Annotated in this window: 19 protein-coding genes and 1 pseudogene; 11 read left to right on the plus strand and 9 right to left on the minus strand. The window is 72.4% G+C overall.

What is annotated here, in order from left to right:
• Positions 1 to 163 precede the first annotated feature (163 nt).
• The gene (locus AN218_RS19710) at positions 164 to 895 is read left to right on the plus strand and encodes a creatininase family protein (protein ID WP_070018218.1); all 732 of its coding nucleotides are present in this window, start codon (positions 164 to 166) and stop codon (positions 893 to 895) included.
• Positions 892 to 1,641, plus strand: a pseudogene (locus AN218_RS34660) (RibD family protein); the annotation flags it as partial. The gene AN218_RS19710 and the pseudogene AN218_RS34660, both read left to right, overlap by 4 nt.
• Here AN218_RS34660 and AN218_RS39200 read toward each other — a convergent pair.
• The 5 genes from AN218_RS39200 to AN218_RS19735 all read right to left on the minus strand — a co-directional run bounded on the left by AN218_RS39200 (position 1,549) and on the right by AN218_RS19735 (position 6,479).
• Positions 1,549 to 2,826, minus strand: coding sequence for a lysylphosphatidylglycerol synthase transmembrane domain-containing protein (locus AN218_RS39200; RefSeq protein WP_070018219.1), 1,278 nt, complete (start codon positions 2,824 to 2,826; stop codon positions 1,549 to 1,551). The pseudogene AN218_RS34660 and the gene AN218_RS39200 sit on opposite strands and share 93 nt — an antisense overlap.
• Complete coding sequence (locus AN218_RS19720; protein WP_070018220.1) at positions 2,823 to 3,701, minus strand: class I SAM-dependent methyltransferase; 879 nt, start codon at positions 3,699 to 3,701, stop codon at positions 2,823 to 2,825. Before AN218_RS19720 ends, AN218_RS39200 begins: the two co-directional genes overlap by 4 nt.
• 11 nt (positions 3,702 to 3,712) lie before the next feature.
• Positions 3,713 to 4,921, minus strand: a complete 1,209-nt coding sequence (locus AN218_RS19725; RefSeq protein ID WP_070018221.1) for a glycosyltransferase family 4 protein — start codon at positions 4,919 to 4,921, stop codon at positions 3,713 to 3,715.
• Positions 4,918 to 5,316 (minus strand): 6-pyruvoyl trahydropterin synthase family protein, encoded by a 399-nt coding sequence (locus tag AN218_RS19730; protein WP_070018222.1) that lies wholly within the window; start codon positions 5,314 to 5,316, stop codon positions 4,918 to 4,920. Before AN218_RS19730 ends, AN218_RS19725 begins: the two co-directional genes overlap by 4 nt.
• A 161-nt stretch (positions 5,317 to 5,477) precedes the next feature.
• A complete protein-coding gene (locus AN218_RS19735) occupies positions 5,478 to 6,479 on the minus strand; it encodes a zinc-dependent alcohol dehydrogenase (protein WP_070018223.1) in 1,002 nt (333 codons plus the stop codon).
• 106 nt (positions 6,480 to 6,585) lie between these two features.
• Between AN218_RS19735 and AN218_RS19740 the strand changes: the two genes are divergently transcribed.
• Positions 6,586 to 7,389: a CDP-alcohol phosphatidyltransferase family protein gene (locus tag AN218_RS19740; RefSeq protein WP_079132362.1), complete on the plus strand. Its 804-nt coding sequence runs from the start codon at positions 6,586 to 6,588 to the stop codon at positions 7,387 to 7,389.
• Between the two features lie 131 nt (positions 7,390 to 7,520).
• On the plus strand, positions 7,521 to 8,177 hold the full coding sequence (gene ribA / locus AN218_RS19745) for a GTP cyclohydrolase II (RefSeq protein WP_070018225.1): 657 nt from the start codon (positions 7,521 to 7,523) through the stop codon (positions 8,175 to 8,177).
• A gap of 79 nt (positions 8,178 to 8,256) precedes the next feature.
• Here the strand turns inward: ribA and AN218_RS19750 are convergent, their stop codons facing one another.
• The 3 genes from AN218_RS19750 to AN218_RS19760 form a co-directional block, all read right to left on the minus strand.
• On the minus strand, positions 8,257 to 8,946 hold the full coding sequence (locus tag AN218_RS19750; protein ID WP_070018226.1) for a histone deacetylase: 690 nt from the start codon (positions 8,944 to 8,946) through the stop codon (positions 8,257 to 8,259).
• Positions 8,947 to 9,067: 121 nt separating this feature from the next.
• Entirely contained in the window at positions 9,068 to 9,625 is a 558-nt protein-coding gene (locus AN218_RS19755; protein ID WP_244900535.1) for a GNAT family N-acetyltransferase, read from the minus strand.
• Positions 9,612 to 10,976: an MFS transporter gene (locus tag AN218_RS19760; protein ID WP_070018228.1), complete on the minus strand. Its 1,365-nt coding sequence runs from the start codon at positions 10,974 to 10,976 to the stop codon at positions 9,612 to 9,614. Before AN218_RS19760 ends, AN218_RS19755 begins: the two co-directional genes overlap by 14 nt.
• Positions 10,977 to 11,113: 137 nt before the next feature.
• Here AN218_RS19760 and AN218_RS19765 point away from each other — a divergent pair, with 137 nt between their 5' ends.
• From AN218_RS19765 to AN218_RS19780, 4 genes are all read left to right on the plus strand, one after another.
• Positions 11,114 to 11,704 carry a winged helix-turn-helix domain-containing protein gene (locus tag AN218_RS19765; RefSeq protein WP_079132364.1) on the plus strand — a complete coding sequence of 197 codons (591 nt, stop codon included), beginning with the start codon at positions 11,114 to 11,116 and terminating at the stop codon, positions 11,702 to 11,704.
• Positions 11,705 to 11,895: 191 nt separating this feature from the next.
• On the plus strand, positions 11,896 to 12,750 hold the full coding sequence (locus tag AN218_RS19770) for an SAM-dependent methyltransferase (RefSeq protein WP_070018229.1): 855 nt from the start codon (positions 11,896 to 11,898) through the stop codon (positions 12,748 to 12,750).
• 312 nt (positions 12,751 to 13,062) lie between these two features.
• Entirely contained in the window at positions 13,063 to 13,554 is a 492-nt protein-coding gene (locus AN218_RS19775; RefSeq protein WP_070018230.1) for a DUF2975 domain-containing protein, read from the plus strand.
• A 373-nt stretch (positions 13,555 to 13,927) separates the two neighbouring features.
• Positions 13,928 to 14,938: an RICIN domain-containing protein gene (locus AN218_RS19780; protein ID WP_070018231.1), complete on the plus strand. Its 1,011-nt coding sequence runs from the start codon at positions 13,928 to 13,930 to the stop codon at positions 14,936 to 14,938.
• A gap of 161 nt (positions 14,939 to 15,099) precedes the next feature.
• Here the strand turns inward: AN218_RS19780 and AN218_RS19785 are convergent, their stop codons facing one another.
• The gene (locus tag AN218_RS19785; RefSeq protein ID WP_070018232.1) at positions 15,100 to 16,326 is read right to left on the minus strand and encodes an MFS transporter; all 1,227 of its coding nucleotides are present in this window, start codon (positions 16,324 to 16,326) and stop codon (positions 15,100 to 15,102) included.
• Positions 16,327 to 16,607: 281 nt separating this feature from the next.
• Here AN218_RS19785 and AN218_RS19790 point away from each other — a divergent pair, with 281 nt between their 5' ends.
• The 3 genes from AN218_RS19790 (at position 16,608) to AN218_RS19800 (ending at position 21,271) form a co-directional block, all read left to right on the plus strand.
• Complete coding sequence (locus AN218_RS19790; RefSeq protein WP_070018233.1) at positions 16,608 to 19,349, plus strand: glycosyltransferase; 2,742 nt, start codon at positions 16,608 to 16,610, stop codon at positions 19,347 to 19,349.
• Positions 19,349 to 20,824: a radical SAM protein gene (locus AN218_RS19795; RefSeq protein ID WP_070018234.1), complete on the plus strand. Its 1,476-nt coding sequence runs from the start codon at positions 19,349 to 19,351 to the stop codon at positions 20,822 to 20,824. The genes AN218_RS19790 and AN218_RS19795 overlap by 1 nt, the downstream gene beginning before the upstream one ends.
• A gap of 75 nt (positions 20,825 to 20,899) precedes the next feature.
• Positions 20,900 to 21,271 (plus strand): MmcQ/YjbR family DNA-binding protein, encoded by a 372-nt coding sequence (locus tag AN218_RS19800; protein ID WP_070018235.1) that lies wholly within the window; start codon positions 20,900 to 20,902, stop codon positions 21,269 to 21,271.
• The last annotated feature ends 13 nt before the right edge of the window (positions 21,272 to 21,284 follow it).

Raw genomic sequence — 21,284 nt, forward strand, 5'->3', positions numbered from 1 at the left:
CTCCGCCCCGCCCTACCCGCCGTCCCGCCGTACCCGCCACCGGGGCTGGTGGCCGTCGTCCATCTGTGGAAGCGTGATCGCGGCGCATGAGCGCCCGCCGCGTGCGCCGCTCCGCAGCGGCGCCGTCCCGGCGTCGCACCGCACCGGAGGAGCAGACCCCTCGATGGACAACCACGCCCCCGCCGTCCGCGTTCTGCCGACGGAGACCACCGGCGACGTGGCCGGGCGCAAGGCCGCCGTGGCCCTGCTGCCCGTCGGCAGCCACGAACAGCACGGGCCGCACCTGCCGCTGTCCACGGACACGCTCATCGCCTGCGCCGTCGCCGAACGCGTCGCCGCCGCCTACCCGGTGCGGCTCCTGCCGCCGCTGACCGTCTCCTGCTCGCAGGAGCACGCGAGCTGGCCCGGCACCGTCAGCATCACCGCGGGCACCCTCGGCGCCGTCGTACGGGACATCGCGCACTCGCTGCGCCGCTCCGGCGTGCACCGGCTGGTGCTGGTCAACGGCCACGGCGGCAACTACGTCCTGCGCAACGTCGTGCAGGAGGCGACCGCCGACGGGCACCGCATGGCGCTCTTCCCCGTCGCCGCCGACTGGGAGGAGGCGTCGGCCAAGGCCGGTGTCGAGACCCCGGCGCGCAGCGACATGCACGCGGGCGAGCTGGAGACGTCGATCCTGCTGCACGTACAGCCCGAGTGCGTACGCGACGGCTATGAGAGCGCCGACGTGATCAGCGACGACCGCCGGCATCTGCACACGCTGGGCCTCGGCCCGTACACCGAGTCCGGAGTCGTCGGCAGGCCCTCGCTGGCCTCCGCACGCAAGGGCGACGAGGTGCTGACCGCGCTGAGCGGCGCCTTCGCCGACCATCTGCGCGTCCTGGAGTCCTGGTGACAGCGGAGGACGGCGGCACGGGCACGGGGGCCAACTCCGGTACGGGGGCGGGAGTTTCCGCGGGCGGCGGCCTGCTCGACGCCGCCACCGCCTGGCAGCGGCTGCTGCGCCTGCGGACGGCGGAGGAGGCCGCGGGCGCCGGTCTCCTGCGCGGCGAGGACGACGGCGTCTGGCGCTGGCGGCAGCCCGCCGACCCGGAGGCGGATACCCTCGCCTCGCTCTACACCCCGCTGTGCCTCGGCGGCCCCGCCTTCGCCTTCGCCCAACTCGGCCAGAGCATCGACGGGTTCATCGCCACCCNCTTCATCGCCACCAGGACCGGCCACTCCAACTACGTCACGGGGGAAGAGGACCGCCTCCATCTGCACCGGCTGCGTGCCCTCGCGGACGCCGTCCTCGTCGGGGCCGGGACCACGGTCGCCGACGACCCGCAGCTCACCGTGCGCGCCTGCGCCGGCGACCATCCCGTACGCGTCGTCCTCGACCCCGGCGGCAGAGCGGCCCGCCAGGCGCCCGGCGCGCGGCTGTTCACCGACGGACGGGCGCCGACGCTGCGCCTGGTCGGCGCGGGGCAGGGCACGGACGTGACGGCGCCGCGCGGCACCGAGGACGTCGTCGAACTGCCGCGCGGCGAGGGCGGGTTCGAGCCGCGGCTAGTGGTGGAGACCCTCGCCCGCCGCGGCCTTGGCCGGATACTTGTGGAGGGCGGCGGCGCGACGGTCTCCGGCTTCCTGCGGGCGGAGACGCTGCACCGGCTGTACGTCACGGTCGCGCCGGTCCTCATCGGCGACGGCGTGCCGGGGCTCCGCTTCCCAGGGCCCGTACGGATGGGGGAGGCCCTGTGGCCCCGTACCCGTGCCTTCGCGCTCGGCGCGGACATGCTCTTCGAACTCGACCTTCTGAACTCCGGTACCGGCACCGGCGGTTGAGGCGGCTTCGGCGTCGGCGCCGGCCTCGGTCTCGGTGCCGGCGCCCGTATCGACGGCGGCGTCGGCACGGCGTGCACGCCGCGCGGCCACCAGCCGTACGGCCAGTACGAGAACGCCCGGCAGCGCGGCGAGCAGCGCCAGCGCCCCGTACACCACCGCGGCGGCCAGGCCCTGTGCCGCGCCCAGTCCGGCCGCGCCGAACGCCAGCGCGCACATGCCCTCGCGCGGGCCCCAGCCGCCGACGTTGACGGGCAGCGCCATCACCAGCAGCGCCAGCAGCAGCGGTGTCACCAGCGCCGTCACCGGAGCCGACGACCCGGCCACGCGTGCCGAGGCGAGGAAGAGCCCCAGGTGCCCGCCGAGCGCGAGGACCGACAGCGTGAGGACGCCGGGCCAGCTACGGCGGGCCAGCAGCGCGGTGCGCGCGTCCACGAGGAAGCCCCCGACGTCGCGGCGCCACTTCGTGGCCCGTCCGCTGCGTCCGGCGAGGACCGCCCCGGCGACGGCGGCCACCGCACACACCGCCACGCCGGCCGTGGCCAGCGGTCCTTCGAGGGCGTCCAGCACCGGCAGCGGGGGAGTCGCGGCCACGAGCACCACCACCCCCGCGAAGACGATCACGGCTTGGCCCGCGGTGCGCTCCAATATCACCGCGCGCACACCGCGGCCCACGTCGCCGGCGTCGCGGCCGTTGCGGACGGCGCGGTGCACATCGCCCAGCACCCCGGAGGGCAGGGTCGCGTTGAGGAACAGCGCCTGGTAGTAGTCGGCGACGGCCGTGCGCAGCGGCAGCGCGATCCCGAGCCGGCCCGCCACCAGCCGCCAGCGCCATGCGCTGAAGACGGTCGCGGGGATGCTGAAGGCGAAGGTCAGCGCGACGGCCTGTCCGTCGATACGGTCAAGTGCCCCCAGCAGCGCGGAGGTTCCCAGGCGGTGCAGTACCACGCCGAGGATGAGCAGGGCGACGGGGACGCGCAGTCGGCGCCAGAGCGTGCCCTTCATAGCGAAGCGGTCCCTGCCGGGCCGCCGCCCGCCGCGTCCGCGGGCAGCGCCAGCAGATCGCGGTGGCCGACCACCGCCCGCAGGCCGCCCGCCTCGCACGTCTCGATTCTGCGCCGCAGATACTCTCCGCTCGCCGCCTCCAGCGACGGGTCCTGCGCACAGGCCGCCGCGACCCAGCCGAGCAGCCACTGCCCGGTCAGCGCCCGGTCGTCGGGGCCGAGCTGCCATGGGCTGGACTCGGTGAACACGCGTGCGCCGTTGCGTTCGAAGGCGGCCGTCGCCGCCTCGACGGCGTCCGGGCCGAGCAGCCGCCGTCCGCCGTCGGCACGGCGCTGATGGGCGTCGAAGGCCGCGGCGAAGTCGGCGTCCAGCGGGTCGTACGGGTCGAGTTCGACGCGTCCCTCGACGGACAGCGCCAGCAGCACCGCGCTGCCCGCCGACGCACAGGCCGCGGCGAGGGATTCCACCTCGTCCGCGGTCAGCAGGTCGAGCAGCGCGGAGGCCGTGACGAGGCCGACGCCTTCGAGGTCGCCGGCGGTGAGCTGTGTGATGTCCCGCTGCTGCGGCACCACTTCGACCGCGGAGCCGTCCGCGGACCGCTGCGGCATCCGCGCGGCGATGTCCTCCAGGAGCGCCGGGTCGCGGTCGTTCATGAACCAGCGCTGCGGCCCGCCGAGCCGGGCGGCCAGCCAGCGCCCCATCGATCCCGTACCGCATCCCAGGTCGCAGACGGTCAGTGCGCCGTCGGGCGCGGACCCTCTCGCCAGGTGGTCGCGCAGCGGGCCGAGGAGCCGCTCGGCGCGGGCGCGGGCGTCCGCGTCCTCACGCAGCGCGAGCCACTCGGGGGCGTAGCGGGGCGAGCCGACAGTGTTCAAGCGCCACTCCGTTATCCGTGCCGGACTCTCTCCAGCACTCCGGCGAGCTGACGAGAGCTTTCAGCCCAACCCTGTAGCGTCGTGCGCCGCCCGCGTGCGGATGTTGTCAGATGCGAACGAATTATTGGATCCGTGAGCCATCGGCGCAGCGCAGCGGTTAGAGCTGCGACGTTGCCCGGAGGAACCAGGATGCCGGGTTTGCTCCCGTCGGGTGCGGCGCCCACGGTGTACGGAACGGCGCCCGCCTCCGTCGCGAGCACCGGCACGCCCCGCGCGAGCGCCTCGGTGAGGACCATGCCGTAGGTCTCCGTGTGCGACGGCAGGACGAGCAGATCGGCGGCGTCGTACGCGGCGGCCAGCGCTTCGCCCGATTTCGGCCCGGTCAGCGCGATCCGCTGGCCCAGTCCCAACTCGGCCACGCGGGCGCGCAGTCGGGCCACGTACGCGGGCGCCCGGTCCAGCGGCCCGGTCAGCTCGCACGTCCAGGGCAGGGACGTGACGGCGGAGAGCGCCTCGACCAGCAGGTCCTGGCCCTTGCGCGGGGTGAGCGCCGCGAGACAGAGCAGCCGGGGCCCGGACGCGGTGCCCTCGCCGGTGCGATCGGTGCGATCGGTGCGGTCGGTGCGGTCGGTGCCGCCGGTGCGGTCAGTGCGGTCGGTGCCACGTGCGAGCGGCGCCGGATCGGTGCCGGGGAGTACGGCGTGGACGCGGGAGGGGTCCAGGCCGTGCCGCCGGGCCACGTCGCGGGCCGCCCAGTCGCTGGTGGTGACGACGGCGCGGGCGGCGCGGAGGGTCCGCCGCTCCAGCTCCTCCAACTCGGCGGCCTCCCGCGCCGCGAGGCCCGTCTCGTCCGCGAGCGGCAGATGCACCAGGACGGCCATCCGCAGCCGGGCGGACTCCGGTACGACGGTCTCCGGGACGCCGCACGCCACCAGACCGTCCAGCAGGACCACCGCGCCGTCGGGCAACTCGCCCAGCACGGCGGCGAGTTCGGCGCGCGCGGCGGGACCGGGACGGGGCCAGCCGCCCGCGACCGCCCGCACCCGCACCGGCCGTCCCACGGCGGTCAACTCGTCGCAGATGCGACGGTCGTAGGCGTTGCCGCCGCTGACGGAGCCGGGGTCGTCGACGTCCCCCGGCACCACGACGAGGACGGGCGGCGCGCCCGCGCCCGTACCCGGGTCCTCGTCGCCGTCGCCGTTCCCGTCCGTACGGCTCACAGCTCTCGCTCGTAGCTCGCCCATGCGACATGCGACTCGTGCAGCGTGACCGACAGGCCGTCCAGACCGCGGGCCCCCTCGCCGAGCGCGCCCGCCTCGATCTTCTCCGCGAGTTGGTCGGCGACGTACCGGGCCAGCATCTCCGTGGAGGTGTTGATCCCCGCGAAGGCGGGTTCGTCGTCCAGATTGCGGTAGTTGAGGTCCGCGAGGACGCCGTTCAGCTCCTGGGTGGCGGCGCCGATGTCCACCACCAGGCCGTCGGCGTCCAGTTCGCGGCGGCGGAAGGAGGCGTCCACGACGAACGTCGCGCCGTGCAGGCGCTGTGCGGGGCCGAAGACCTCACCGCGGAAGCTGTGGGCGATCATCATGTGGTCACGAACGGTGATGCTGTACATCGGCTCACTTTCCTGTGCGTGGTGCGGTACGTGTTCCTGTACACGGTGCTGTCTGTACGAGCCCGAACGCGCCGGTGCGCACGGGCGGTCGGCCGGTGACGGTCGGGGGAGGGTCGGTGGTCGGACACGGGTGACGGCCGTGCGCCGCGGTCCGTGCGCGCTCAGCCGGCGGCCGTCCCGCCGTCGCCGGCGTAGGTGACGAGGTGGCACAGCGCGGGCAGTTCGCCGGAGGCGAGGCGCGGCATCACCTCGGGCAGCTCGCGGAACGCGGACTCCCCGGTGATCAGCGTCTCCAGCGCGGGATCGGCGAGCAGTTCGAGCGCGAGGGCCATGCGGTCGGCGAACGTACGGCGCGCACGGCGGGCCGGGGGCAGCGCACCGACCTGGCTGCTGCGCACCGTCAGCCGCCGCGAGTGGAAGGACTCGCCCAGCGGGACGCTGATCTGCCGGTCGCCGTACCAGCTCAGTTCGATCACCTGCCCGTCCGGCGCGAGCAGTTCCAGCGCACGCGCCAGACCCTCCTGGGACGCGCTGGCGTGCACGACGAGATCGCACTCGCCGCGCGCGTCGGCGGGCAGCGCGAAGGGCACACCGAGCGCCTCGGCGACGGCGGCCCGCGCCGGGTCGGCGTCGATCAACTCCACACGCGCGGCGGGGAATCGGGAGAGCAGCGAGGCCACGCACGAGCCGACCATGCCCGCGCCGATCACCGCGACGCGGTCGCCGAGCGCGGGGGCCGCGTCCCACACGGCGTTGACCGCGGTCTCCACCGTCCCGGCGAGCACCGCACGCCGCGCGGGCACGTCCGCCGGGACGGGCGTCACGGCGTCGGCGGGCACCACATAGCGCGTCTGGTGCGGATAGAGACAGAAGACCGTACGACCGGTAAGGGCCGGATCGTCGCTTTCCTCGACGACGCCCACGTTGAGATAGCCGTACTTCACCGGCCCCGGGAAATCGCCTTCCTGGAAGGGCGCCCGCATCACCGCGTGCTGGCTTTCGGGCACCCGCCCGTCGAAGACGAGGGTTTCCGTTCCGCGGCTCACGCCCGAATAGCGCGTACGGACGAGGACTTCGCCGGGACCGGGAGAGCGGAGAGGGACGGAGCGAATGCCGCCGGATCCCGGGGAGCGCAGCCAGTAGGCGTCGGCGGTGCGCTCCATCAATGTGTCCTCCGTGTATGACGACAATGCCAACCCTTCACATCCCAGCAGCCACTCGTACCATAATCAGCCCCCTTCGACTCCGCCATATGCACCAGGAGGCGCGATGAGCAGCCAGCACAGGCACGACAGGCGGGCCACGGGTCAGTTGAGACTTCAGACGGGAGCCGGTCTGGCGGGGCAGATGCTGGTGCTCGGAATCCTGTGGGCCGTGAGCGGACTCGGGCTTGTGGGCTGGCTCGTGGGGACGGCGTGCGGCGTGACTCTCTGTGCCCTGCTGCTGCGGTCGGGCAAGCCGTCGCTGGGGCCGGCGGATCTGGTGACGCTGAGCAGAGCGGTGCTCGCGGGCGGCACCGCCGCACTCGTCGCGGACCAGGGGCGCGACGCCTCCCTGGTCGTGGTCGCGGTCGTGGCCAGCGCGGCGCTGGTGCTGGACGCGGTGGACGGACAGGTGGCACGGCGCACCGGGACCTCCTCGGGGCTCGGCGCCCGCTTCGACATGGAGGTCGACGCCTTCCTGATACTCGTACTCAGCGCGTTCGTCGGCCTGTTCGTGGGGCTGTGGGTGCTGGCCATCGGCGCCATCCGCTATGTGTTCGTCGCCGCGCAGCAGGTGCTGCCGTGGCTGCGCGGGCCGCTGCCGCCCAGCCGGGCACGCAAGACGGTGGCCGCGCTCCAGGGCATCGCTCTGGTGGTGGCCGGATCCGGGCTTGTGCCGGGACCGGTCGCGGTGTTCGTGGCCGGGGGAGCCCTCGCGGCTCTCGTGTGGTCCTTCAGCCGTGACATCGCGTGGCTGTGGCACGTCCGTACGCTGCCCGTCATCGCGCAGGGCGCGCTCGAACTCGCCGTGGTGCCCCAGCGCGGAGGCGAACCGGCGACGGGCGGGCACAAAGGGGCTGAGCTGGCATGACGGACGACGAAATGCCCGGGAAACCAGACATTCCCCTCCGCTCCGTGAGATCAATTCCACCTGCACGCAACCGGGTTGTGGATTCTCCTAAAAAATCCGATGCGGAGTTGGCCGACGGGTATGCTCAGCGCATGGCGTACCAGGAACTCTCTGTGAACGGCTCCCCGCGGCAAAGCGCCGCTGTCGAGAGGGTGGTGGAGGTCCGGCTGCCCACGGTCCATGGAGAATTCCGAGCCATCGGATACATGGACCGCCGCACCAACGAAGAGCAAGTCGCGCTCGTGCACGGTGAGATTACCGCTCACGGAGCGCTCACCCGCGTGCATTCGGAGTGCCTCACGGGCGAGGTCTTCGGCTCCACCCACTGCGAGTGCGGAGACCAACTCGCCACCGCGATGAAGATGATGGTCGCGGACGGTTCCGGCATCCTCGTCTACATACAGGGGCACGAAGGCCGCGGAATCGGACTGCTCGCGAAGCTGAAGGCGCTCCAACTCCAGCAGGCGGAGGGCCTCGACACCGTCGAGGCCAATCTGGCGCTCGGCCTTCCCGTCGACGCCCGCGAGTACACGGTGGCGGTCGAAATCCTCAACGACCTCGGTGTGGAATCCGTGCGCCTGCTTTCCAACAATCCGAGAAAGCGGGACGCCCTCGAGGCGAACGGCATAAAAATCGCCGAGCGTATTCCGTTGCTCATCCCGCCGAACAAGGAGAACCACCAGTATCTCCTGGCGAAGCGGAAGCGTCTCGACCACAGCCTTCCGCACCTCGACGGCCTGCTCGGCTGAGCCGGGCCGTACGCCGCCGCACGCGGCGCGGTCCCCGTGGTCCGAGCCGCGTGCCGGCGCAAGGGCGATTCCGGCCGCGTCAGTTCCGTAGCGGCGCCTCGGACGGTGCGGGGGGAAGCAGCGCCTCGATCTCTTCCGCGCTCCAGTGCCCGGCCGCTCCCGGACGCGTCGCGAGATAGTCCGCGATGCGCTCGCCGGACCAGCCGTGCGACGCGGCCAGCCCCGAGGCGAGATGCCGCAGATAGCTCTCCGCCGGTGCGTTGCCCTCGACGTCGCCGCGCCGCCAGGGAGCGGTGAACGTCAGGACGGGACGGCCGTCCACGGTCCCCGCGCACACCAGCGTCTCGTAGCGGCCCGTACCCCTCTCGTCCCTGCCGGACGTCAGCACCTCGCGCAGATCCAGATCCTCTCCGGGCGCCCGGTGCATCTCCTGCGCGGCGATGTCGGAGAACTGCCCCGCCGTGACGAGCCACGCCTGCGCCGCCGTACGCCCCTCGCCCGCGGGGTCGTAGAACGCCGTGCCGCCCGTCCACAGCGACGACTCCAGCGCGAAGTACAGCTCGCCGGGCAGCATCAGCGGCAGCGCACGCTCGGGAGGACGCGGATCACGGCAGCCCGGCTGGGCACGCCGGCCGCCCGAGGGCCGTCCGCCGGAGAGATAGCACTCGAGCCGCGAGCGGTGCATGTTGGAGCCGAACGACGCATACCAGACCTGGCGCGGCGCGCTGAACTCCCGCTGCTGCGGGGGCAATCGGCGGGGAGTGGTCACGGGTCCTCGGGGTGCGGGCGGTGCCGCGGGTCGGGGAAAGTCCGCAGGAGCGCCTACCCGGACCCGGGGGACGGCGAACAGTGGCTCCCGTCACGTACGCGTCCCTCACGTACGAGGCCCGTCATGGACGTGGCGGGTCGTCGTCTGCGCCGGAGGGCTCCGACGGGAACGGGAACGGGGACGGCGGAGAGTACGGCGCGTGCAGCGCGTACACGGTGATGCGGTGGCCGAGGAAGGTGTCCTCGCGGAGCGGAGTGAAGCCGAGGCGGGTCGCCACCCGTACCGACGCCTCGTTGCCGGGGCGGATCATCGCCGTCACATAGGGCGGCGAGAGCTGTGCGAAGCCCCAGTCGAGGACGGCCCTCGCCGCCTCCGTGGCGTAACCGCGGCCCCAGAAGGCGGACTTGAAGGACCAGCCGGCCTCGATCTCGTCGAACTGCGGCCAGTGGTTGAGGCCGCACCGCCCGACGAACTCGCCCGTGGCCCGCAGATGGACGGCGCACAGCCCGTGGCCGCGCTCGGACCACTGGCTCTCGATCTCCGACAGCCGCCGCAGCGCCTGCTCATGAGAGAAGGCCGGGACGAACCGGTTCACCAGCGGATCCGCGTGCAGATCGACCAGCGCGTCCACGTCGTGCCGCGTCAGGGGGCGCAGCGTCAGCCTCTCAGTCTCGAACACGGGGCTCTGTCCTGCCTTCCGTACCGGGGTCCGGGTGCGTATCCGGGGGCGCATCGGCGTCCGGCTGCCGTTCGTGGTCCTGCGGGTCATGGTGCCGGGTGCGGCGTGCGGCCGTCAGCAGCAGGGCCGCGCCCGCGCATGCGGCGAGGGCGCCCGCGGCGAGCACCTGTACGCGGTGGTCGAGGACGGACACCGTCGCGGTGCCCACGAGCAGTGCGACACCGGTGGGCGCGAACATCAGCGTGTGGGCGGTGGCGGCGGCACGCCCCAGCAGGCTGCCGGGCGTCTCGCGCTGTACGGCGGTGAGCGCCGCGAGCAGCGGGAGGGGCAGGCCCGCCCCGATCAGCAGCGAGCCGGCGGTCACCACGGACGGCCACGGCGCCGCCCGCGCGAGCGAGCCCGCCGCGAAGAGGGCCAACCCGGCGGCGGCGAGGCGGTGTTCGGGCATGCGGCGCAGCAGTGCCCCCGCGGTGAGTCCGGCCGCCATGGAGCCCGCGCCCTGCGCGGTGGTGAGCACGGCCGCAAACGTGGGGGAGCGGTGCAGTCCGGAGTCCACCAGGGCGTATGTCGCGGTGCTGCTGAGCCCGGACGCGGCCAGGGCCGCCCCGCCCGCGAGCACCAGGGCGCGCAGCGGACGCCGGTGCCATACGAAGCGCACGCCCTCCGCGGTCTCGGCGGCCCAACTGCGCCGCACACGGGGGACGTTGACGTCCGCGGACGACCGTCCGTCCGCCCGTCCGGGCGCGGCCCCGCTCCCGGGTCCGACCCGGCTCCCGCCTCCGTCCGTTCCCCGCGTACGGAGCAGCGTGAACGCCACCGCCGCCAGGATGAACGTCAGGGAGTCCAGCAGTGCCACGGCGTGCCCGCCGAACGCGGTGAACAGCCCGGCCCCGACCGCCGGTGCCAGCAGCTTCGCGCTCTCCACGGCGGTGCGCGCCATGCCGTTGAGATCGCCCCGCAGCGACGCGGGCACGAGGGCGGCGCCCAGGGCGAGTTCGGCGGCGTCCGTCAGTACGGCCCCGGTGCCGACGATGACGAGCACGACGAACAGCAGCCACACCTGCTGCCGTGAGTGCACCGCGAGCGGCAGGAGAAGCACCGCGGCGAGCGTCAGGCTGGTGCCGGCCAGCAGCGGGCGGAGCCGTACGCGGTCGGCCAGTACGCCCAGGGCGGGGCCCGCCGGCGCGGGCAGCCAGAAGCAGAAGGTGACGAGTGCGGCGAGGCCGTCAGAGCCGGTGAGCGTCTTGACCCAGACACCGGCGGCCAGCGCCATGGCCGAGTCGCCGAAGGCGGAGGCGGTCACCCCGCCCAGGTAGAGACCGGCGTCGCGGTCCCGCAGGACCCGCACCACGCTCCAGCTCAATCCGCCGCCCCCGTCCGGCCGTTGACGAGGGGCACACTACCCCCAACCACTTGCTTGGGGGTAGGGCGGCGGGACGGGTGCCGCTCTCCGTACGCCCTGTGCGCGCATGCGTTTTACTGGCCCGCGTGACCGGTCTCGACCCCGTACTGCGCGCCCTCGCCCATCCGTTGCGGCTGCGGATGATGACCCTCATGTGGCCCGGCCCGATGTCCGCGGCCGAACTCGCCCGCGAACTGGACGTGTCGCACGCGCTGGCCAGCGGACATCTGCGCCGCCTGGACGCCGTCGGACTGGTGGAGCTGACCGAGGAACGCCGCATACGGGGCGGATGCGAACGCCGCTACCGCGCCGTGCGCGGCGCACCCCTCTCCGAGCAGCGCGAGGGAGCGCTGATGCTGGCCGGGACGCTGTCCCACACCCTGCGCGAACGGGCCGCGCTGCGCGCCCCGGAGGGCGAGGGCGTGACGACCGACGCGGAACTGTGGGTGGATCCGCAGGTGTGGGCGGACGTACGGGAGCGCCTCGCGGAGCTGACGATGGAGCTGCACCGGGCCGCGCGCCCGCCGCGCACACCGGGGACCGCACGCGTGGGACTGACGGTGATGGCGTTCCCCATGCGCGAGGACGGCGCGGGCGGCGAGAACGACGGTGATGGGAACCAGGACGGCGACGCTAACGAAGACGGCGACGCGAACGAGGGCGACGAGGGCCGGTGACCGCGGGCCGGTGACGGGCATCCGGCGGGATCCCGTCCGCATCTGACGGGCCTTCACCGTCCCCTCGCCGTACCCTCACCTCCACCGCCTCCGGGCCGCCCCGAAGCAGGCTGCACGCGGCTCCAACACCGCTAGGATCACCCTGAGTTGACCTTCGCAGCGCGCAACGTGACCGGGGAGCGGACCAGGGGATGGACGAGACGCCCGCGTGGATGCAGACCGAGGCGCGGACTCCGGTGGACCTCCAGGTCGACCGGCCGCACGGCGCACGCGTCTACGACTTCCTGCTCGGCGGGAAGACCAACTACGCCGCCGACCGCGAACAGGCGGAGAAGGTGCTCGCGTCCGTCCCCGCGGCGGCGGCCAGCGCCAGGGAGAACCGGGCGTTCATCCACCGGGCGGCGCGCCATCTCGTCGCTGAGGCCGGCATCCGCCAGTTCCTCGACATCGGTACGGGCATTCCCACCTCGCCGAATCTGCACGAGGTCGCACAGGACGTCTACCCGTCGGCGCGCGTCGTCTACGCCGACAACGACCCGATCGTCCTCACGCACTCCCGTGCCCTGCACACCACCACGCCCGAGGGCGTCACCGCCTATATAGAGGCCGACGCCACCGACCCGGTGAGCATCCTCGAATCGCCCGCGCTGCGGGAGACGTTGGACCTGACGGAGCCCGTCGCCATCACCCTGTGTCTGCTTCTGCACTGGCTGCCGGAGGGATACGACGCCTACGGCATGGTCCGTACGCTCCTGGACGCCGTGCCCTCGGGCAGCGCGCTGGTGGTCACCCATGTCACCAAGGACTTCGACGAGCGGGCCGGCGGCATCGAGGAGGACTTCGAGGACACCGGCTCGACGGTGCGTACGCGGACGAAGGCGGAAGTCGGGCGCTTCTTCGAGGGGTTGGAGTTCGTCGAGCCGGGGCTGACGGCTCCGCAGCGGTGGCGTCCCGGCCCGGCGGAGGTCGAGGCCGGCGACCGGGACGCCCTGCGCGACCAGGACATCCCGATCTGGGCCGGGGTCGCTCTCAAGCCCGCAGTCTGACCGGGCAGTTCACCGCCGTACGTCCCGACTCCCCGCCACGGCAGGGAGTCGGGCGCCCCCGTGTCCTCCGCCGTCACGAGCTGCCGGAACTCGCCCCCCACGGAGGTCGGTTCCGCGCAGGCGCGGTCCGCCGCCGGTTCGAACCGCCGGGCTTCGACGCGCAGTTCAGCACGGTCGCCCGAAGGGTGCGCGGTGGATGTGCGGTGGCGTCCCGGCCGTGGTGCGGGGTCGTCGTCCGCTCGCCGTCCCACCCCTTGTCTTACCTATCGAAAATCGATAGATTCCCATCGCGAGCCGATGGAAGGATGCGTCATGGGAAAGCTGACAGTGGGTGCGCTGCGCGCCGTGCTCGGAGTGGTGCTCGTCGGCACCGTGCTCGTACAGGCCCTGATGGTCTGGACGTTGATCACCGGGAACGATCCGGAGGACGGGACGCTTCCGCTGACCGCGCTGCGCGTGGTCACGGTCCTGGGCCTCGGGACGGTCCAGGCCGCCGTGGTCTGCGTATGGCGGCTGGTGGCGATGGTGCGACGCGGGACCGTCTTCTCCGACGCCGCCTTCCGGTACGTGGACGGCATCATCGGCGCGATCGTCGCCGCCGCCCTCGTGTGGTTCACGGTCACGGTCCTCAACGCGCCGGGCCAGCGCGAGGATCCGGGCGTCACGGTGATCATGGGCGGGGTGGGCGTGGCCATCCTGGGAGTGGCGCTGATCGTGCTCGTGCTGCGGATGCTGCTCGCGCAGGCCGTCGCACGCGACGCCGAGGCGTCCCAGATGCAGGCCGAGTTGGACGAGGTGATCTGACCCCGTCCGTGCGGACGATGTCCGAGAGCGATGGGCAGGGCGCGCGAATTCACCCGGATATGCCGGGACATGAGGGAAAAACCCCCAGAGCCGAATGCGGGCCGCACATCCCGTAATCGGCTGCTCGTCGCATACGTCCCAGCCGTTTTCTTGCCTCAACGCCTTTCACGAGCTTGTTCTTTCACGTTGACTGATACGGGGCGCGTGACCCGCGCCCGAGCAGCGGTTGCGTACCTGCGGGACGTCATGAACTGGCTTCCGGCGATCCGGCGCCGTCGGTGCGGGAGAGCGTCCGGGCACGCGGCACAGCCGGTGGAATCCGGCCGTTGCTTTCCGCCAGTCCTACGAGCATGTCGTCACCGGAGAGGACGCGATGACCGGTTCCCGCGACGAGAACGAGGCACTGGGCGGATTTCCCGACGAGGAATCCGCCGCGTCCGCGCGCGACGCGGAGGAGAGTGCCGGCTCATCGCGGTCCGACGACGGCGGGGACGGGCCGCCGGAGGGCATCAGCCCCGTCGTCACGACGGTCAACCCCCGTATCGTCCCCGCGGGTTCGCGGGGCTCCACGTCACCGGAGCCGTCTTCCGCGCCGTCCTCCGGGCGCGTCCGCAAGGCCGTGCTCGCCGGGGTCGCCGCGCTGGCGCTGGTGGGGATGTCGACCGGTGCGTACGCGATGTTCGGCGGTGACGGTACGGACCGTACGCCCGGCGCGGGCGGTACCCCGGATCCGGAGTGGCGCGGCGGGCAGCAGAACGACGCACCCGGCACCGCACCGGCGCCCAGCGACACACCGTCCTCCGACAAGGACAAGGACAAGAAGAAGGACAAAAAGAAGGACAAGGACAAAGACAAGGGCAAGGGGAAGCCGAACGGCGGCAGTTCGCCCGGGGACGGCGACGGCGGCAAGGACCGTCCGCCCGAGGACGATGACGACGACGCGCCGTCCGGACCCCAGCACCCGCCCGGCGGCGGTGGCGGCGGCGGGGGCGGCAACGACGGCACGGTGCGGATCTGGAACCACAACTCGGACCAGTGCGTCAACGTCCCCGGCGGCGAGGGCCGCGACGGCAAACCCCTGGAGATCCGCACCTGTTCGGACGCCGACTCGATGCGGTGGACGTTCGCCGACGACGGCACGGTACGCGCGTACGGGCTGTGCATGGACGTGGCCAACGGGTCCACGGAGAACGGCGCCGTGATCCAACTCGCCTACTGCAGCGGCAATCCCGCGCAGCAGTTCCGGCTCAGCGAGGGCAGCGACCTCGTCAACCCGCAGGCGGACAAGTGCGTGGCGGTGCGGGACGGCGACGTCCAGAGCGGCACGCCGCTCCAGTTGTGGGAGTGCTCGGGCGACGACAGCCAGAAGTGGAGCCCCATCTGAGGGCGTGAGCCGCCGAGTTGAGCACGCGGCACCCGCGTACGCCGCACCGCGCCGGTCCTGCCTGCCCGGTGACCGCGCCGCACCGCACCGCACCGCATCGCACCGCTCCGTGGACAGGCGACGCGTCCCCCTCGCCGTCCGGATGCCGCTACGGGCGCCGCTCAGGCCGTCCCGTCTCCCGCGCCCCGTCCCGCGTCCTGCAACTCCCGTGCCGCGTGCGGTGCTTGCGTACCGGACCGGCCCCCGCGCAGCGCCAGCGCGGCCGGGGTGATCAGCGCCGTCAGCACCCCGACGAGCCCGATCGAGACGGTCAGACTGGTGAGCGTGGCGATCCCGCCGATCATCGGCGGCCCGCCCAGGAACCCGGCGTAGGCGACGGTCGTCACGAAGCCGAGTTCCCGTTCGCCCCCGCCGCCGTCCTCGCGCCGCCCCGCGTCGCCGGCCAGCGCCATCGCCGTGGGGAAGCAGAACGCCAGTCCCGCACCGGCCAGCGCCAGCCCCGCGTACGCCACCGGGCCGACCGGCACGGCCGCCGCCGTGATCAGCCCGAGCGCCGCGATAAGTCCGCTGCCCGCCAGCACCCGGTACGGCCCGAAGCGGGTCTCGATGCGTTCGCCGACCAGCCGCGTCAGCGCCATCGTCACGCAGAAGACCGAGTACGCGGCTGCCGCCGCCGCTTCGGCGACGGCCCGCTCCCGTACGAGGAAGAGCGCCGACCACTCCGCGCAGGTGCCCTCGGCCACCGCCGCGCACAGCGCCACCGCCGCGAGCAGCCACAGCCGTCCGCGCAGCACGACCTGGCGGTAGCCGCCGCCGGCCGCGCTGCGCTTCTCCGGCGCGGGCCGCTCGCCGGGCAGCGCGCGCACGGTGAGGAGCAGCGTCACGAGCCCGGCCGCCGAGACGACGCAGAAGTGCTCGGCGGGCAGCAGCGTCAGCGCCGCCGCCGCGGCGGCACCCAGCGAGCCCAGCAGACCGCCCGCGCTGAACCCGGCGTGGAAGAACGGCATCAGCGGCCGGTCCAGTCGCCGTACGACGGCGACGGCAGCGACGTTCATCGCGACGTCGACCGTGCCCATCAGCCCGCCGAGACCGGCCAGCGCCACCCCGAGCGTCAGCGGAGACCCCGTCAGACCCAGCAGCGGCAGCACCAGACAGGCACCGCCGAGCGCCGCCCGGAGGACGGTACGGGCGCCCCACGCCGCACAGGCGCGCGCCGCGAGGGGAGCGGTGACGATCATCGCGATGCTGGGCCCGAGCAGGGCGAGCCCGAGTCCGGCGGGCTCCGCGTGGACCTGCGCGGCGAGCGCGGGGACGCGGGCGGCCCAGGAGCCGTAGAGGGCGCCGTTGACGATGAACACCACGGCCACGGCGGCGCGTTGGGTTACCACGCGTGCCCCTTCTGCTCGTTCTCGTGCTCGTTACGCTGCTGTTCCGCTGCTCGTCCCGCCCGGGACTCCGCCGGAGGTCCGGCCGTCCGGCCGTCGCCGCGGGCGGTCAGGCTATTCCTAACTGTCGTTCTCTGACAGGAAAATGATCGAGTCGCGGTCATCCCGGCCCACTTCAGCGATGGTTGATGACTCGGAGGCTGTGGTTCCGGGTAGGACCCCTCGGTGTCCGTCCCGGTCCCGGGCCCGGCACGGTGCAAGCGACGGCAGGAGTACGCGAGTCAATGACCGTCTTGTGGGGAATATCGTTCGACGCCACCCCGATCTCGGGCGTGGTGGTGGAATTCGTCAAGACAGCCCGCCATTTCCGGGACCGCGGCTACGAAGTCCACCTGGATCTCGGCTACGACGTGAAAGCGGACAAGAACGCGTTCTTCCGGCCCTACCGCGACGAGGCCGTACAGCTCCCGGACTGGATCCGGCTCGACCGCGTCGACGAGCTGAGCGAAGTCCCGGGCTACGACCAGGAGTTCGTCGCCACCGTGCTGCGCGAGTACGTACGCGACGGCGCGGGCGCACATCTGCTGCCCCGGGTGCACGCCGCGGCCGAGGCCGTCGCCGAACGGCTCGTGGCGACCTGGGAGCGGCGCGGCGTCTCCTTCGTGATGGTGGAGAACGGGACGCTCCCGGAGAACATCACCTACACCACGGCGCTCTACTCGGCCATCGAGCGCTACGGACGGCGCCACCGGCTGGGGCCGTTCGTCCTGTGGCGCGACCACGATCTGATGTGGCAGAGCGAACCGGGCACCGGCAAGTACGGCACCTTCCCCTACCCGAGCACGGTCGCACCGGTGAACTCGCCGTACATCCGCTACGTCGCCCTGCACGAGGAGGCCCGCCGGCGGACCCTGGAGTGGGTGCCGGACCTGAAGAACATCACGGTCCTGCCCAACACCTTCGCCCACACCGACACCCACGCCGATACCCGCACCCACGCCGCCGGCGGCGAAGAGCGCGAACGGGCCGGATTCCGGCGGCACTTCGGCATCCCGCAGGACGCGCCGCTCATCGCCCGCTTCACCCGGATCATCCCGCAGAAGCGGATCGACCGGGACATCCATCTGCTGGCCCGCCTCCCCGAACGGGCGGGCGACGTCCACCTGTTCGTCGCGGGCGACACCCAGGAGGCACCGGACGAGCACGCCCGGCTCGTCCGCCTCGCCGAGTCGCTGGGCGTCGCCGGACGCGTCGTCTTCGGCGGCCGGCTCGCCCCGCACGAGTCCGGCGTCCCGGCGGCCGGCGACGAGGGCCACTCGGTGCGCGACCTGCTCGCCGAGGCACAGCTCGCGTCGTTTCTGACCTCCTACGACTACGAGAGCTACGGAAACCCCGTCGGCGAGGCGATCGCCTCCCGCGTCCCGTATCTGACCACCCGCTACCAGCTCTACGACACGGTCTACGGGGACAGGGGATTCCGCGCCCCCGTCATGGAGCTGACGGACGGAGACCTGCCCACGGCTGCCTTCGTGGACAGCGTGGCCGAGCTGATCCTGGACGAAAGGAAGCGCGAGCAGATGGCGGACTTCAACCACCGGCTGGGCAAGCGGCACTTCGGCGAGGACACGGCGGGCGAGGTGCTGGACGAGCTGTTCCTGCCGCCGATGGGAGAGCGCACGCGGATGAGCGTCGTGCTGCCCGTCTACAACGAGGCCGCCAACCTCCCGGCCGTCCTCGCCTCCCTGCACGGACAGTGCGGCCCCGACGGGCCGTTGGACAGGGACCTGTACGAAGTCGTCCTGGTCGACAACAACTCCACCGACGACACCGTGGCCATCGCCCGCCGCTTCGCCGCCGACCACCCCGACCTCGCCCTGCACATCGTCCCCGAACCCGAACAGGGCGTCGCCTGCGCCCGTAAGACCGGCATGGACTTCGCCGCGCAGCGCAGCAGGCGGCGCGCGGGCGCCGACCCGGAGCAGCGCTTCTACCTCGTGTCCGCGGACGCGGACTGCCGCGTCGACGCGCGCTGGCTGTGGGAGCTGCTGAGCGCGATGGACGCGGGCAAGGCCGCCATCGGCGTCTGCGACTACTACTACGAGCCGGAGCACTTCACCGGCAGGCCCCGGCTGTGGGACGCCATCCAGCGCACGCTGCGCTGCCGCGCCGTGACGTTCTCCCTCTTCGGCGGCTTCCCCGACGGCAAGGGCTTCGCCGTCGACCGCGACGCGTACGAGAAGGTCGGCGGCATCGAGATCTTCTACCAACTGCAGAACGGCAGGTTCGTCAACCACCTGTCCGACGACTGGGACTTCGGCATCCTCGTGCGCGGCTCCGGCGAGGACATCACCTACGTGCCCGCTTCCCGTGTCGAGATCAACCCGCGCCGCGTCAACCACGCCATCGACGAGGTGATCACGGGACGCGCCTACGGCTCGGACGGGATCATCGTCATGCGCGACATCCGGATCGACGGGACCGCCGGCGGCGAGAGCGGCGGACCGGACGGCGACAGCGGCGGCGGTCTCGGCGCCGCCGACGGCGGTACGGGGAGCGGGGCGGCGTCCCTCCCCGAGACGGCGTCCCTGCCGGACCTCACCGAGGAAGAGGCCCTCCAGGCCTGGGAGTTCTCCGTGAAGGACTTCACGCCGAAGAACACCATCCTGCCCGTCCTGCTCACACCCTCGCTGCTCGACGACGACGCCGTCGCCGAGTTCTTCGGGCCGTCCCTCACCGAACGGCTCGGCAGGCGCATCGCGGAGATCACGGAGGAGATGCGCGTCGTCGACTTCACGCCCATCCACTCCTACAAGACGCCGTCCTACCGGCTGTACTTCGAGTTCGCCGACGAGATCTTCGCCCGGCTGCGGGCCACCGTCGGCGAGGACATCGGCCACCCGCCGCCGCTGCCGCCGTGTCTTCGCGACGTCCCGCAGGAACGCTTCACCGAGTTCGTCCGCTACTACTGCGAGGACCGCGAATCCGGAGAGGCGCACAACTACTTCGGGAACGGAGGCGTGTTCTGATGGACATCGCGACCCGGCAGAGCCACGAGCCCACCTACGAGGAGTCCCTCGCCTCGCTGCGCCGGACCGACCCCGGCCACCCCGTGCCGTCCGTCGTCGACAAGCTGGCCGCACCGGAGAACCGGCACCTGCTGGAGTACGTCACCGAGGACCCGTTCGGTGCGCACGTCTTCCCCGGCAACATCCCCGGCTACTCCCCGGCGGACTTCCTCGGCGACCTCGACGCACAGCTCGCCTCGACGGCGCCCATCCACCTGTGGTCCTACATCCCCACCTGCGCCTACCGCTGCCGCTTCTGCCAGTACCCCGTCGTCCTGGTCAAGGGATCGCCCGAGGTCGCCGACCGCAAGGCGAACCAGTGGGTCGACTGGAACATCCGCGAGGCGCGGCTGTGGCTGCGCGAGGTGCCGAACCTGGCGTCGGCGCCCGTCGGCGAGTTCAACGTCTTCGGCGGCACCCCCTCGCTGCTGCCGCCGGACGCCATCCGCCGCCTCCTCGACTTCTACCGGGAGCACTTCAACTTCACGCCGGACACGGCGATCCGCTTCGAGGGCGACCCCAGCACCTTCACGCCCGAGAAGCTGGAACTCCTCGCCGAACTGGGCTGCACCAAGCTGAGCAGCGGCGTCCAGTCCTTCGACGACCCCGTGCTGAAGCAGTGCGGCCGGGAGCACACCGCGCAGGAGTGCGTGGACTTCGTACGCAACGCACAGCGCACCGGGTTCGAGTGGATCAGCGTCGACCTGATGTACGGGCTGCTCGACCAGACCCTCGACAGCGTTCGCCGGGACCTGGAGATCGTCCTGGAGAACGAGGTCACCGCCGTGGTGTGCACGAAGCTGCACCTCGCCTCCTACAGCGACACCCGTACGGGGGTCGCCGGGGTGCAGCCCGCGGCGTGGCAACTGCCCGACTACCGCGCCCGGTTGGTCGAGCACGGCCACCGGTGGCCGCCGCTCGGCGAGCAGTACCAGATGCGCGAGGTGCTCACCGAGGGCCTGCTGCAGGGCGGTTACCGCGAGCAGCCCACGATGTACTTCGCCCGCGAGGGCCTCGGCCCGGAGAAGTGGAAGGCCATCATGGTCGACCAGGACAAGCAGGAGGCCGAGGTCGCCATCGGGCTCGGCGGCAGTTCGAGCTGCCGCGCCTCGGAGGCCATCACCGACGTCAACTGGAAGACGTACTCCGAGGCCGTCGAGGCGGGACGCGTACCGCTGGGGTCGGCGACGCGCTTCGACGCACAGGCCCAGGAGGCCCGCGCGGTCAAGATGGCCCTCTCCACGCTTCAGCCGCTCAGCGAGGAGCTGCACCGGCGGCGCTTCCCCGGCGCCTCGCTGTTCGCCGAGCCCTGGGCGAGCAGGTTCGGCTCCCTGGCGGAGCGGGGACTCGCCGTCGTGGACCGGGACGCGCAGGAGATCCGGCTGACGAGGGACGGCAAGGTCCTGGTGGAGGCGGTCATGAACTCCGAGTTCTGACCGGGCGGTCCGCCGCGGGTGTCAGTGCCGTCGGCAAGACTCCAGTGGCGGCACACCCCCAGGAGAGGAACGCGGATGAGCACCATCGACCGGCTGGAGCGGATCGCGACGGCGCTGCCGGAGGCGGAGCGCGTCGACATCGAACAGTGGGGCGACCACCCGACGTTCCGGGTGCGCGGGAAGAACTTCGTCTTCTGCGACGGCGAGGCCCGCCGTGTGACGCTCAAGCTCTCCGCGGAGGAGTCGGCCGCCGTGGTGGCTACCGACCCGGACGCCGAACCGGCCGGCTACGGACTGGGCAGACACGGCTGGATCGCGCTCACCCTGCCCGCGGAACCGGGGCCGGAGCGCTGGGCGCAGCTCACGGAGTGGGTGCGTACGTCCTACACCCTGGTCGCGCCGAAGAAGCTGGCGCGCGCGGTGCAGGAGGAGGACGGCACGCTCTGACCTGACCTGACCT

The sequence above is a fragment of the Streptomyces nanshensis genome (assembly GCF_001751255.1).
In the GTDB taxonomy this organism is placed as follows: domain Bacteria; phylum Actinomycetota; class Actinomycetes; order Streptomycetales; family Streptomycetaceae; genus Streptomyces; species Streptomyces nanshensis_A.